Below are 12,746 nucleotides of genomic sequence, written 5' to 3'. Positions count from 1 at the left end.
GGCAGGACGGCCGGGAACGGCTGCGAAGACGGCGACGACAGCGGCGACCGGACCCACCGGAACGCCCGCCGGACCGGGCCCCGGCCGTCGGACGGGCGGGACCGTCCTGCCTGCCGCCCTATGCGGAACCCGTGCGGCCGGGAGGCCCTCTTGACACGGTCGCCGGACCACCCCAGCCTTGGCAAGGCGCGGGGCGAATCGGGCGTAAAACGCCAACTACGGCCGCTCCGCAGCCCCTTTGGACCAGAAGGAGACCCCGTGTCGACCCTGAACGCCGTTCCCCCACCCTGCCCGAGGGAAGGCTCGGGCACCGAGGGAACCAGCACCGCCGCGGGGGCGTGACCCCGGCGATGGCGGATGCCTTTCCCAGCCTCGCGGGGGTCACGGCCTCGGCCGCCGCACTCGCCCGCGACCTACCGGGCCTGTGCGAGCTGCGGGTGATCGGCCGCTCCCGGGAACGCCGCCCGCTGCACGTGCTGAGCGCGGGCCGGGGCCGCCGGAACGTCCTGGTGGTGGCCGCGCCGCACGCCGACGAGCGGGTGGGTCCGGCCACCGCCCTGCGGCTGGCCGAACTCGTCGTCAGCAACCCCGAGTTGCACGCGGGCGCCGACACCACCTGGCACTTCCTGCTCTGCCTCGACCCGGACGGCACCGTCCGCAACGAGGCCGGCCCGGCCGTACGCCGCACCCCGGCCGCGCACTACCGGCACGCCTACCGCCCGCCGGCCGACGAACAGCCCGAGTGGGCACCCTCGGTCCGCCCCGCCGACGACCAGCTCCCGGAGTCCCGAGCCCTGGTGGACTTCATCGACCAGCGGCAGCCGTTCCTCGTCTGCTCGTTGCACGGCAACGACATCGGCGGCTCCTGGGTGCAGCTCACCCGGGACGTGCCGGGGCTGGCGGACCCGCTGGCGAAGCTCTCCGCCGAGCACGGGGTGCCGGTGCAGACCGGCACGTGGGACGCCATGTTCTGGCGGCCGTCCGGGCCCGGCGTCTACGTGCTGCCGGAGCCGGACGCGCCCGAGGGGGTGGCGGGCGCACGGTTCGACAGCTCACCGGAGGACGTGCGCCGCGGCACCTGGGTGCGGCCGCACCGCTACGGCGGCATGACCGCGCTCTTCGAGGTGCCGATGTGGGCCGGGCACCGGGTGGCCGACACGGCGCCCCATCCGGACCCGCGCCGGGCGCTGGACGGCCTCGCACGGATGCTGCGCGGGCAGGGCGACCGTGCGCGGGTGCTGCTCGCGGAGGCTCGGGCGGTGCTGCCGCCCACCCCGGACACCGCCCATCTGCTCGGAGTCGCACAGCAGTTGACGGCGGTCTGCCCGCGCGTCGCCGCGGACTGGGAGCGGCTGCACCTCGCCCCGCTGCCGCTGGCCGCCGCGCACCTGGCCGCGCTGGACATCGCCGCCCGCCGCATCACGATGCGCGCGCTGGGCACCCTGCTGCGCCTGCTGGACACCCCGGGCGGCAGCGCCCAGACGCAGGTCCGGGAGGTGTGCGAGCGCCAGCTCGCCCGTTGGGCGGCCGAGGTGCAGGAGCTGCACGACCCGGTGTGGGTGCCGGTGGACGCGCAGGCCGAACTCCAGGCGCAGACGGTGCTGGCGGTCTTCGACCGGCTCACCGGGGACGGCTGACCGGGGACGGCTCACCGCGACGGCTGACCCGGGGGACGGCTGACCGCCCCGGGCCCTCGGCCCGGCGGCGAAACGGCGCGGCGGCGAAACGGCCCGGCGGCGAAACGGCCCGGCGGCGAAACGGCCCGGCGGCGGGCGCGGTCCTGACCGCGCCCGCCGCCGCTTCCCGCCACGGCCCGCCGTTCAGCCGCGGGCCACCGCCGTCACGCCGTGACGGCGCCGAGCTCGACCGCCAGCAGCTCCGCGAGCTGCACCGTGTTGAGGGCCGCGCCCTTGCGCAGGTTGTCGTTGGAGACGAAGAGCGCCAGGCCGTTCTCGACCGTCTCGTCGCGGCGGATGCGGCCGACGAAGGACGGGTCCTTGCCTGCGGCCTCCAGCGGGGTGGGGATCTCGGAGAGCGCCACGCCCGGCGCGGCGGCCAGCAGCTCGTAGGCGCGCTCGACGCTGATCGGGCGCTCGAAGCGGGCGTTGATCTGGAGCGAGTGGCCGGAGAAGACCGGTACCCGCACGCAGGTGCCGGAGACCTTCAGGTCCGGGATCTCCAGGATCTTGCGCGACTCGTTGCGGAGCTTCTGCTCCTCGTCGGTCTCGAAGAGGCCGTCGTCCACCAGGTTCCCGGCGAACGGCACCACGTTGTAGGCGATCGGGCGCTTGTAGACGGCCGGCTCGGGGAACTCCAGCGCCTCGCCGTCGAAGGTGAGGCGGTCGGCCCGCTCGGTGACCTGGACGGACTGGCCGTGCAGCTCCCGGACGCCGGCCAGCCCGCCGCCGGACACCGCCTGGTAGGTGTTGGCGACCAGCGCCACGAGGCCGGCCTCCTGGTGGAGGGGGCGCAGCACCGGCATGGCGGCCATGGTGGTGCAGTTGGGGTTGGCGACGATCCCCTTGGGCCGGTCGGCCAGCGCGTGCGGGTTCACCTCGGAGACGACCAGCGGCACCTCCGGGTCGCGGCGCCACGCGGAGGAGTTGTCGATCACCACGGCGCCCGCGGCTGCGACCTTCTCCGCGAGGGCACGGGAAGTGCCGCCGCCGGCCGAGAAGATCACCACGTCGAGGCCGGTCCAGTCGGCGGTGGCGGCGTCCTCCACGACGACCTCGCCGCCCGGCGCGGCGGCCCACGGCAGCGTGCTGCCGGCCGAACGGGCCGAGGCGAAGAGCCGCAGCTGCGTCACCGGGAACTTCCGCTCGGCGAGCAGTTCGCGCACGACCCCGCCGACCAGCCCGGTGGCTCCGACGATTCCGATCCTCATGACACTCCTTCTCCGTTCGTCCACCGGCCGCGTCGCCGGTCGTGTGCCCGGCCGCGTGCGCCGGTGGTGTGCCGGCCAACCTCGCCGGTGGTGTGCCCGGCGGCGCTGCCGGTGGTTCGCCGGCCGCGCTGCCGGTCGTGTGCCGGCCACGCTGCCGGTCGTGCTTCCCGCTCCCGCGCTCCGGTGCGCGGCGGGGTACGGCGACCCCTGGACGACGGCGCCCGTTCACGCCCTGCCACACACGGTCACGCTTTTCGGGGCGTTTCGCTGGGTTCTGCCGCTTCGAGTATCACCCGGTCACCCGGTACCGCGCCGCCCAGGTCCAGTCGCCGAGACATACGGCGGGCGGTTGCTACGGGGCGGCGGGCTCGGTGACCGGTGCAGGGGCCCGCACCGGGGCGGGCGGCAGCGCGTCCAGCCGCTCCAGGGCCGCCAGCGCCGCCGTACGGGAGGCCGCGGCCGCCGGGAGGAGCGGCAACCGCACGTCCGGGGTGGGGATGCGGCCCTGGGCGTGCAGCACCGCCTTGACGACGACGGGGTTCGGCTCCCGGAAGAGGGCGGCGGCCACCGCCGCCAGCCGGTGGCCCAGGGCGCGCCCGCCGCCGGCGGCCAGTTCGGCCCAGCGCGCGGTGGCCAGATGGGCGGAGGCCAGGATGCCGCCGTGCGCGCCCAGCGCCAGCAGCGCCGGCGCGACCACGTCGTCCCCGGCCAGCACCTCGAAGCCGCCACCACTGGCACCGCTGGCACCACCGCCGAGGGCGCCACCGCCTGAGCCACCGCCAGAGCCACCGCCAGAGCCACCGCCGGTGCCCTCGGAATCCTCGGAGTCCTCGGAGTCCTCGGAGTCCTCGGCGCGGCCGAGCGCGCCCAGCAGTTCCACCGCCTCCGCGTCGATCCCGCCGGCCGCGTACTTCACGCCGGCCACGCCGGGGATGGCCGCCAGGTCCAGCAGCGCCGCGGCGCCCAGTGGCTGGGCGGTGCGGTAGGGCACGTGGTAGGCGATCAGGGGCACCGGCGAGGCCGCGGCCAGGGTGCGGAAGTGCGCGATCACCCCGGCCTCCCCCGGACGGGTGAACGCCGGCACGGTCACCAGCGCGGCGTCCGGCGGCTGCGGCAGCCGCTCCAGGGCCGCCAGGGCCCGGGCGGTGCCGCGGGTGTCGCCGCCCTGCACGCCGAGGGTGAAGCGGGCGCCGTGCTCCCGGCACGCCCGCCCGACGACGGCGGTGACGGCCGCCCGCTCCTCCGGTTCGAGCGCGGACGGCTCCCCCGTGGTGCCGAGCGCGACGAGCCCCGCGGCGCCGTCGGCCAGTACCCCTTGCGCGAGGTCCGCGAGCGCGGCCTCGTCCAGTCGGCCGTCCGCCGCGAAGGGCGTGACGAGCGGTACATGGATCATGCGACGAGTGTGACGCCGGCCCGTAGTCAAGGTCCAGTTAATTGCTGTACGCGAACCATTAAGCAGAACTACGCTCCCGGTCATGTACGAGATTTCCACGGACCCCGCCCGCCTGGACGTCCCCCGCGTGCACCGGTGGCTGTCCACCGACTCCTACTGGGCCGCCGGCCGGACACTGGAGAAGCAGGAGGCCGCGGTGGCCGGCTCGCTCAACTTCGGCGCCTACGAGGTGGCCACCGGGGAGCAGCGCGGCTACGCGAGGGTGGTCACCGACCACGAGACGTTCGCCTGGCTCTGCGACGTCTACGTCGACCGGGAGGCCCGGGGGCGCGGGCTGGGCACCCGGCTCGCCCGGGCCGTACGCGACCACCTCGCCCCGTGCGGCGTGCGCCGCGTCCTGCTGGCCACGCAGGACGCCCACGGCGTGTACGCCAAGGCCGGGTTCGAGCCGCTGCCCGACCCGGAGCGCTGGATGGTCCAGCACCTCCGGTAGCCCCCGCCCCGGCCCTTCGGCCGTCGGCGCATGCCGGTCGGTGCCGCCCGCCGCCCCCCGGAGCGCCCCCTGCCCGGGCCGGGGACCCGTCATGACCGGACCGTCAGGACCGGCCGCGTCGGAACCCGGGCGTCAGAAGACGTCGGGGCACCAGGGGCGGCGCGGCGTGCGGAAGAGCCCGGTCGCCGCGGCCACCGCCCCCGCGCGGTGCTCGGTGACCCGGCCCAGCGCGGCCAGCCGGCTCGCGGACTCGTCGCCGAGGTAGAGGCAGGCGAGGTCGCCGACGTCCATCGAGAGGTCCGCGTCCGCCGGGGCCGCGGCCGTGACGGGCGCGCAGACGGCCGTGCCGTCCGCGGCCGTCTCCAGCCGGAACCGGCCCCCGGCCAGGCCAGCCTCGTCGCGCACCTCCAGCACCAGGGAGGCGGGCCCGCCGGCGTAGGTGCGGGCCGACAGCGCCACGGGGACGTCCAGCAGCCGCAGCCACATGAAGTCGGCGTTCGCCTCGACGAGGGCGGCCCGCGGGTCGCCCAGCAGCAGCGGCAGGACGTCGTCCGGCGGGCGGAACCCGGTCCGCAGCCGGGCTATCCAGTCCAGCGACAGCAGGAACCGCCACAGCGCCCCCTCGGCGGCGGCCGTGGTGGCCGTCAGCCCCAGCACCGCCAGCTCCGTGTGGGGCAGCTTGCCCCGCCACTCGCGGTCGTTCACGACCCAGGCGGCCAGGCCCTCCACCTCGCCGGCCGGGTTCCGGTAGAAGGCCCAGTAGGGCTCGCGCCAGCCGTCGCCGGGGTACTGGGCCTGGCCGGTGTTCATCTCCCACCAGTACCCCGGGCGGTTGATCGCGCCCGGGACGCCGGCCCGGAACCGGTCGTGCAGGTCCGGGCCGAGCCGTCGCACCTCCTCCTGCGCGGCCAGGTCCACCCGGCCGCCGTCCTCGGGACCGGAGTAGCGGCGGTCGAGCTGGGCGCGCGGCACGTCGACCGACCACTCGGACACCCAGGTGGCCGGGCCGAAGCCGAACCGGCCGTAGATCGGGTACTCGGCGGCGATCAGGATCGACACGGCGTCACCGCGGGCCTTGGCGTCGGCCAGGTCGGCGGCCATCATGCGGCTGGCCAGGCCGCGGCGCCGGTGGGTGCTGGTCACCGAGACGTTGGTGACCGCCGAGGCGGGCAGCACCGCGCCGCCGGGCACGGTCAGCTCCCGCGGCATGCTGCGGAAGGTGGCGACGCAGCGGTCGCCGTCGAAAGCGCCGCGGGTGCGGTCCAGGTCGAGCCGGGAACCGCGGACCGCCACCTCCTCCGGCGGACTGGTCGGAGCACGGTGGAAGCCCGTATTGAGGGCGCGCACCCACTCGGCGAGGTCGGACTCCTTGACGGTGCGGATGTCGATGGTCACGCGAGGCACCGTACGCACTCGTCTCCCCGCCGCGCACAGGGATTTCGGGGCGGCGGGCAGCGGGGCGGGCCCGGAGGAGGACGACGGGCGGGGCGCGGCGGGGCGCCGGCCGGTGGACCGGGTCAGCCGGCCTTCAGGAGACGTCCGGCCGGCTCAAACGGGCTGGTGATCATGCGGTCACGGCCGCTCCGCAACTCCCCCACCTGCGACGCGGTGCCCTCAGGCCGCGTCGCGGGGACGGGGCGAAGGGCGACGGGCGAAGGGCGAAGGGCGATGCCCTCCGGCCTGCTGCCGGTGCAGTGGATGTGCGCCCCGGGGGATCGCGGACGCGGCCGGGTCGGCCGGCCGGACCGGCTGCGGGAAGCAGCGGACCGACTCGTCCGAGAGCACCGTGCGCGGCCAGGCCGCGTCGAGGGCGCGTCCGGGTCCGGCGCGTGACCGCCCGCGCGCCGACCTCGTCGCCGGCCACGCGTCCGCAGCCTCCCCGGCGGCCCGCCGGCCGTCGCCGGCACCCGGCGAGACGAGACGAGCCGAGCCGGGCCGAGCCGGGCCGAGCTGAGACGAGACGAGACGGGCCGAGCGCGGCGGGATCAGTCCTCCGGGAGCAGGTCCTCGATCCGGGCCTCGCCGACCCGGTAGCGGCGGGTGATCTCGGCCGAGCAGCCGTCGACCGCCCGCTGGAGGGCCTGCCGACGCCGGGAGACGTAGCTCTCGTGCCGGGCCAGCCGACGCATGGCCGTGTTCAGCTCGGGGTCGGTGCGGGCGTCGAGGTCGGAGAGCTCCACCTCGGAGAGCACCGCCTCGGCCAGTGCCCGCACCCGCCGGGTCAGCGGCGTGCCGAGGGTGACGTGCCGGGCGGAGGAGCGGACCGGGGCCGGCCCGTCGGCCAGGATCTCCGAGAGCCGGTCCACGACCGGCGCGGCCTCCGCGGGACTGCCCTCGGCGGGCTGCCGCCCGCCGCGCCGGCCCAGCTCGGCCTGGAGGATGTCGATCCGGCCGTGCAGCATGCGCCGCAGGTACGACAGGTCGGCCTCCTCCCGCTGTGCCTCGCGCCGCAGGGCGCGCAGCGCGGCCAGGTCCAGCGCGGCCAGGAGGACGTCGGCGTCCAGAGCGGCGAGCAGGGCGTCCACGCCGCCCGCGTCCCGCACCCGCCCGGCCCCCGCCCGGCGTCCCCGGCGTCCGGGCCGGCCTCCCGGACGGCTCCCGCCGTCGGCGGGTCCGCGGGATCGGGCACGGCGGCGCCGGGCGCCGCGTGGTCCGCGAGCGGGCTGCGCGGGGCGGGCGGCCGCAGCGGGCCCGTCGCGTCGGCCTTCAGCATGGGATGGCCCTTCCTCGTGGGCGCCGCCGGGACGGCGGCCGTCGGTACGGGGGTGCCGGGCACGGCCGTCTCGGCGGTGCCCGACGGCTCTCCGGTGCCGGATGTGGTCATGCCTGCGACGTCCCCTCCGGGCGGCCGACCCGTACGCCGCCCGGCTCGATGCTGCCACCTGGCACGTGCCGCCCGCAGCGTCTCTGCACCCGAACGGCCGTCACGACAGGTGTACGAAGCCGCCGACCGGCCGCACCCGGTCGGCCCACCGCACCGCCTCACCCGTTTGGGGGAAACCGGACGGGAGCGCCACAATGAGCGGCATGCGAGCGGTGGCCCAACGGGTGAGCGAGGCGAAGGTCGTGGTCGGCGGGGAGACCGTCGGAGCCATCGACAGGCCGGGGCTGTGCGTCCTGGTCGGGGTGACCCACGACGACACCAAGGAGAAGGCGGCGGCTCTGGCGCGCAAGCTGTGGAGCCTGCGCATCCTGCCGGAGGAACGCTCCTGCTCCGACATCGACGCCCCTCTTCTGGTGGTCAGCCAGTTCACGCTTTACGGTGACGCCCGCAAGGGGCGCCGACCCACCTGGAACGCCGCCGCGCCGGGTTCGCTGGCCGAGCCGCTGGTGGACGAGGTGGTGGCGCAACTGCGTTCGCTGGGCGCCACGGTGGCCACCGGCGTCTTCGGCGCGGACATGAAGGTGTCGCTCACCAACGACGGCCCCTTCACCGTCGTCCTCGACTTCTGAGGCGGTCCGCACCTCCGAGCCCCGGCCCCGGACCCGGCCCCGGACCCGGACCCGTGCCTTCGGGGCCGGGGCCGAGAGGCGAGAGCTACGGGGCGACCACCGTCTCCTGGGCCGCCGCCGTGTTCTCGTCGGCGATCAGCGTGGCCCGCTCCGGGGTGTTCCGCTTCACCAGCGCCAGCGCGATCGGCCCCAGCTCCCAGTGCCGTGCCGAGGACGTGACGAAGCCGACCGTCCGGCCGTCCCCGCCCTCCTCCGCGATCCGCACCGGCGCGCCGTGCCCGGGCAGCCGCACCTCGCTGCCGTCCAGGTGCAGGAAGACCAGGCGGCGCGGCGGACGGCCCAGGTTGTGCACCCGGGCGACGGTCTCCTGGCCCCGGTAGCAGCCCTTGTCGAGGTGGACCGCGCTCTCCAGCCAGCCGAGCTCGTGCGGGATGGTGCGGTGGTCGGTCTCCAGGCCCAGCCGGGGGCGGTGCGCCTCGATCCGCAGCGCCTCGTGCGCGAGCACCCCGGCCGGCGGGCCGGCCTGCGCCGCGAACTCCTCCAGCCGCTCGCGCGGCACGAACACGTCCCGGCCGTGGGCGGTCTCGCGGACCGTCCAGGACGGGTCGAGCGGGGTGATCGAACCGGCCGGCAGGTACACCACGGCGTACCGGTCGGTGGCGTCCTCGACCTCCACCCGGTAGAAGAACTTCATGCTCTCCAGGTAGGCCGTCAGCGCCTCCTGCGTACCGGGCTCGACGTGCACCCAGGTGGTGGCGCCGTCGTCGACCAGGTACAGGGCGTGCTCGATGTGGCCGTGCGCGGACAGGACCAGCGCCTCCACCGCCTGCTGCGGCGGCAGTTGCTCGACGTGCTGGGTGAGCAGCAGGTGCAGCCAGGACAGCCGGTCCGCGCCCGAGACGGTGACCACGCCGCGGTGCGAGAGGTCCACGAAGCCGGTGCCGTCCGCCAGCGCGCGCTGTTCGCGGAAGAAGTCGCCGTAGTGGGCGGCGACACCCTCGTCAGGGCCTTCCGCGGGGACGGCGCCGGGCAGCGACAGCAAGGGGCTCTTCGTCATGCCGTCAAGCGTACGACTGTACGCACGCACCGCCCGTCGGCTTCCGCCCCTCGGGACACCGCGGGCGGGGTACGGAAGGCCCGCCCCCCGGCAGCCGGGGCGGCCGGGGCGCCGACCGCTCAGGAACCCTCGGGCCCGGCCGGCCCCTCGGGTGCGGCGTCCCGCGCGCAGTCGCGGCAGCGGCCGAAGATCGCGAAGTGCTGCATGTCCGTTTCGAAGCCGAACCGTTCGCGCAGCTCCGCCTTGAGCGGGGCGGCCAGCTCCACGTCGGCCTCGGTCACCCGGTCGCAGTCGCGGCAGACCAGGTGCATGTGGTCGTAGCGGTCGGCCAGGTGGTAGGTGGGGGCGCCGTGCCCGAGGTGGGCGTGGTTGACCAGGCCCAGCTCCTCCAGCAGCTCCAGGGTCCGGTAGACGGTGGAGATGTTGATGCCGGAGGCGGTCTTGCGCACCTCGCACAGGATGCCCTCCGGCGTCGCGTGCTGGAGGGTGTCGACGGCCTCCAGGACAAGCTCGCGCTGCGGGGTCAGCCGGTAGCCGCGCTGCCGCAGGTCGCTCTTCCAGTCGGTGCTCGCCACACGGCAAGTGTAGGTCGGAGGCACCCGGCAGCCCCCGGAACGGCGGCGGGCCGCCGCGGACCCGGCGGGCGGAAGCCCGGACGCGGAAGGGGCGGGCCGCCCGGCCCGCCCCTCGTGGGGAGCGCCCCCGGGGATCTTGGGGAACGCCTCCCGAGAACGCCTCGCCTACTTGAAGAACGCGATGCCGTCGTCCGGGAGGTCCTTCAGGTCGGCGGCCCACTCGCGCGGGTCCACCACCTTCTTCAGGTGCGCGGACATGTAGGGGCGCATCGGCACCGCCGGGGTGGACTTCTCGCCCACCCACATCAGGTCGCTCTTGACGTAGCCGTACAGCCGCTTGCCGCCGCTGTAGTCGGGCGCCACCGGCAGCCGGGCCACGGCGTCCGTGACGAGGTCGATCTGCGGCTTGCCCTCGGCCAGCTCTCCGGTCCAGATCTCGACGACACCCTCGTCACGGGTGATCGTGACGTCGACCTTGCGCTCGGCGTCGATCCGCCAGAAGCCGGTCTCGCTCTCCAGCGGGCGGTCCTTGTTGCCCTCGGCGTCGAGCACCCAGGTACGCGAGGAGTACGCCAGGAACGGGCGGCCGTCGTGCGTGAAGGCCACCTCCTGGCCGAAGTTGCACTTCTCGGCGCCCGGGAAGTCGTGGACGCCGGCACCGGTCCAGTTGCCCAGCAGGAACGCCAGGGGGACCAGGTCCGGGTGGAGGTCGGACGGGATCTCGATCATGTCAGCGCTGGCCCTGGTACAGCTTGCTCACCGCGAAGAGGGTGAACGCGGCCACACCCACGCAGACGAGGATGAGCAGGGCGTCGAAGAAGTACTGGATTGCCACGGACGTGCTCCTCGGGCGGGGAGGCGGTACGGCCGGCGGTTCAGCGGCCGCTGACGAGTCTAGTGCGCGGCCCGCGACCGGGCCGCGCCAGGCCGCCCGACGTGCGGCGCGGCCCCGGTTCGGCCCCGGATCGGCCCAGTCCGGGGCCGGTCCGGGGCCGGACCGTTCGCTCAGCCCAGCAGCTGGGCCTGGAGCCGGACGGTCTGCTCGAACGGCGCCGTCGGCACCGAGTCCTTGCGGGTCTGGACCACCAGTGCGAAGGTGTCGCCGGCCAGGATGGTGGCGTACCGGGTCGCGACGGCACCACGGTGCTCGGGGGGCTGGACCAGGGCGTTCACCGTCTCGCCCTTGGGGATGCCCTGACGCGTCGCGTCCGTGTCCAGGGTCGGCGAGACGGTGCCCTTCACCGTCTCCTCGCCGGCGGTGGTCTGGTAGAGGTCGGCGTACCCGGCGGTGATGAACTGGACCAGGTACACCTCGGTCCGCGTGCCGTCCGGGGTGGTCCAGGCGCTGGCCGCGACGTGCCGCAGGCCGTCACCGTCGAGAGCGCGGTCCTCGTCCCCCACCTGGCCCGAGTAGTCCCACTGGTAGGCGTCCAGGTACGTCTTCGACGGGAGCCATCCGCCGGTGCCCGGGAAGGCGGCATCGGCCTTCGCCCCCTCGGGCGCCGGGAGCAGCAGCGAGCGCAGGTCGACGTAGTGGATGCCGCCGGGGTTCTCGGTGACCAGCGGGCGCGGCTTGCCGGGCGGCAGCTTCGGCAGGGCGACCGGCGGATACGTCCAGCGGCCGTCGCCGGGGGTGTGCAGCCCGGGCAGGCGGGTGCGCTGCGGCTGCGTCACCCCGTAGGCGGTGGCGCCGCCCGCGACGGCGAAGACGAGGACGGCGGTGGTCCAGCGCAGGACCGTCCGCAGCCGGCGGCGCTGGTCGCGGACGGGCTCGGCCCCGGGCTCGGCCCCAGGCCCGGACTCAGGCTCGGGCTCGGGCTGGCTCGTGGACTCCAGGGTGGGTTCCATCAGGTCCGGCCCGTCGGCCTCCTCCGAGGCGGGGGCGGGGGCGGGAGCGGCAGCCGGGGGTTCGGTGGGCGGCTCCGACTCGGGGGCCGGGGGTATGGGAGCGGTCTCGGGAGTGGTCTCGGTCATCAGACTGCCTCTCCGGGGGCCTTGACCCGGTCGAGCTGCTGGCGGAAGAGGTCGACGATCTCCAGGGTGTTCATGGGCTTGACGCTGTCCGCGGTGACGCTGACCAGGAGGTCGCCCTCCACGTCCTCGCACCTCATGGACTGGAGGACGTACTCGGTCGGGGCGGAGCAGGCGGCGTGGGGGTAGCCGTCGACCGCGGGGCCCTTGCCCTTTCCGGCGCCGGGGGTCGGGAAGTCCTTCCCCTGGGTGTAGTTCGCGAAGAGCTTCTTGAGCAGCTGCTGGTTGTGCACCTGGTAGACCTCGACCGTGGCTGTCGCACCGTACGGGGCCGACGTGTACGTCCGTACCCCGGCGCCTTCGAAGCGCAACTCGGCCGCGACCTGCTTCTCCTCCTCCTTCGCCTTCGCGTTCTGAAAGCTGGGCCCGAAGAAGAGGGGAACGGCCTGCGCCGCGTCGAGCGCCGCGTCGTTGCCGTACTGCTCGACGTCCTGACCCGGCGACCAGCCGCTCGGCACCGGCAGGAGCATCAGCCGCAGGCTCCCGTAGTGGCTCCCGCCGGACATGACGCCATACGCCTTCTTCTCCGGTCCGGCCGACGCGCTCTGGCTCCAGGGCGTGGCCCCGGCCTTCGCGGGCGTGCCGCCGTCCGTGTCAGGCCGCACCGCGTGCCCGATGCCGACCGCCGCCGCCACGACCGCCAGGGCGCCGACGGCGATCAGCGCGATCCGGCGTCGGCTGAGGGGGACGAACTCCTGCTCCTGCTCCTCCGATGGCGCGGGCGGGAACTCTCCCTCGGCCGATCCGACGGGCGGCTCGGCCATCGGCTTGGACGGCGCGGGCGCGGGATCGGCCGGCTCGGGGCCGGTCATCTCGGGTGCGGCCTCGGCCGAACCAGATGCGGGTGACGTCGATTC

General features: G+C 75.2%; 12 protein-coding genes. 3 read left to right on the top strand and 9 right to left on the bottom strand.

The window, feature by feature from the left end:
* Positions 1-350: 350 nt before the first annotated feature.
* Positions 351-1,637 carry a M14 family zinc carboxypeptidase gene (locus tag BS72_RS18425; protein ID WP_037916546.1) on the top strand — a complete coding sequence of 429 codons (1,287 nt, stop codon included), beginning with the start codon at positions 351-353 and terminating at the stop codon, positions 1,635-1,637.
* Between the two features lie 203 nt (positions 1,638-1,840).
* Here the strand turns inward: BS72_RS18425 and BS72_RS18420 are convergent, their stop codons facing one another.
* Positions 1,841-2,887: an aspartate-semialdehyde dehydrogenase gene (locus BS72_RS18420; protein WP_037911945.1), complete on the bottom strand. Its 1,047-nt coding sequence runs from the start codon at positions 2,885-2,887 to the stop codon at positions 1,841-1,843.
* A 352-nt stretch (positions 2,888-3,239) separates the two neighbouring features.
* On the bottom strand, positions 3,240-4,280 hold the full coding sequence (locus tag BS72_RS18415; RefSeq protein WP_051951230.1) for a dihydrodipicolinate synthase family protein: 1,041 nt from the start codon (positions 4,278-4,280) through the stop codon (positions 3,240-3,242).
* 82 nt (positions 4,281-4,362) lie between these two features.
* Here BS72_RS18415 and BS72_RS18410 point away from each other — a divergent pair, with 82 nt between their 5' ends.
* Entirely contained in the window at positions 4,363-4,773 is a 411-nt protein-coding gene (locus tag BS72_RS18410; protein ID WP_037911944.1) for a GNAT family N-acetyltransferase, read from the top strand.
* Between the two features lie 132 nt (positions 4,774-4,905).
* On the opposite strand, the gene BS72_RS18405 is transcribed toward BS72_RS18410, so the two are convergent.
* Both BS72_RS18405 and BS72_RS18400 read right to left on the bottom strand, forming a co-directional pair.
* Positions 4,906-6,168, bottom strand: coding sequence for a GNAT family N-acetyltransferase (locus tag BS72_RS18405; protein WP_037911942.1), 1,263 nt, complete (start codon positions 6,166-6,168; stop codon positions 4,906-4,908).
* A 590-nt stretch (positions 6,169-6,758) separates the two neighbouring features.
* A complete protein-coding gene (locus tag BS72_RS18400; protein ID WP_051951959.1) occupies positions 6,759-7,298 on the bottom strand; it encodes an RsiG family protein in 540 nt (179 codons plus the stop codon).
* Positions 7,299-7,800: 502 nt separating this feature from the next.
* On the opposite strand from BS72_RS18400, the gene dtd reads away from it, so the two are divergent.
* Positions 7,801-8,226, top strand: a complete 426-nt coding sequence (gene dtd / locus BS72_RS18395) for a D-aminoacyl-tRNA deacylase (RefSeq protein WP_037916540.1) — start codon at positions 7,801-7,803, stop codon at positions 8,224-8,226.
* Between the two features lie 85 nt (positions 8,227-8,311).
* Here the strand turns inward: dtd and ygfZ are convergent, their stop codons facing one another.
* The 5 genes from ygfZ to BS72_RS18365 form a co-directional block, all read right to left on the bottom strand.
* Positions 8,312-9,283, bottom strand: a complete 972-nt coding sequence (gene ygfZ, locus BS72_RS18390) for a CAF17-like 4Fe-4S cluster assembly/insertion protein YgfZ (RefSeq protein WP_037911940.1) — start codon at positions 9,281-9,283, stop codon at positions 8,312-8,314.
* Between the two features lie 119 nt (positions 9,284-9,402).
* Positions 9,403-9,858, bottom strand: coding sequence for a Fur family transcriptional regulator (locus BS72_RS18385; RefSeq protein WP_037911938.1), 456 nt, complete (start codon positions 9,856-9,858; stop codon positions 9,403-9,405).
* 165 nt (positions 9,859-10,023) lie between these two features.
* Positions 10,024-10,587: an FABP family protein gene (locus BS72_RS18380; protein WP_037911937.1), complete on the bottom strand. Its 564-nt coding sequence runs from the start codon at positions 10,585-10,587 to the stop codon at positions 10,024-10,026.
* A gap of 276 nt (positions 10,588-10,863) precedes the next feature.
* Positions 10,864-11,832, bottom strand: a complete 969-nt coding sequence (locus BS72_RS18370; protein ID WP_051951229.1) for a hypothetical protein — start codon at positions 11,830-11,832, stop codon at positions 10,864-10,866.
* Positions 11,832-12,701 carry a hypothetical protein gene (locus tag BS72_RS18365; RefSeq protein ID WP_037911933.1) on the bottom strand — a complete coding sequence of 290 codons (870 nt, stop codon included), beginning with the start codon at positions 12,699-12,701 and terminating at the stop codon, positions 11,832-11,834. Before BS72_RS18365 ends, BS72_RS18370 begins: the two co-directional genes overlap by 1 nt.
* Positions 12,702-12,746 lie beyond the last annotated feature (45 nt).

The organism is Actinacidiphila yeochonensis CN732, assembly GCF_000745345.1.
Classification (GTDB): domain Bacteria; phylum Actinomycetota; class Actinomycetes; order Streptomycetales; family Streptomycetaceae; genus Actinacidiphila; species Actinacidiphila yeochonensis.
The sequence above is the reverse complement of the archived record's forward strand: the minus strand, read 5'-3'. Positions and strand labels throughout refer to the sequence as shown.

Bases quoted from the DNA above. Each gene is read 5' to 3' on its own strand.
- BS72_RS18380 (WP_037911937.1), bottom strand. From the start codon at position 10,587: ATGATCGAGATCCCGTCCGACCTCCACCCGGACCTGGTCCCCCTGGCG.
- BS72_RS18365 (WP_037911933.1), bottom strand. From the start codon at position 12,701: ATGACCGGCCCCGAGCCGGCCGATCCCGCGCCCGCGCCGTCCAAGCCG.
- ygfZ (WP_037911940.1), bottom strand. From the start codon at position 9,283: ATGACGAAGAGCCCCTTGCTGTCGCTGCCCGGCGCCGTCCCCGCGGAA.
- BS72_RS18415 (WP_051951230.1), bottom strand. From the start codon at position 4,280: ATGATCCATGTACCGCTCGTCACGCCCTTCGCGGCGGACGGCCGACTG.
- BS72_RS18370 (WP_051951229.1), bottom strand. From the start codon at position 11,832: ATGACCGAGACCACTCCCGAGACCGCTCCCATACCCCCGGCCCCCGAG.
- BS72_RS18425 (WP_037916546.1), top strand. From the start codon at position 351: ATGGCGGATGCCTTTCCCAGCCTCGCGGGGGTCACGGCCTCGGCCGCC.
- BS72_RS18420 (WP_037911945.1), bottom strand. From the start codon at position 2,887: ATGAGGATCGGAATCGTCGGAGCCACCGGGCTGGTCGGCGGGGTCGTG.
- dtd (WP_037916540.1), top strand. From the start codon at position 7,801: ATGCGAGCGGTGGCCCAACGGGTGAGCGAGGCGAAGGTCGTGGTCGGC.
- BS72_RS18410 (WP_037911944.1), top strand. From the start codon at position 4,363: ATGTACGAGATTTCCACGGACCCCGCCCGCCTGGACGTCCCCCGCGTG.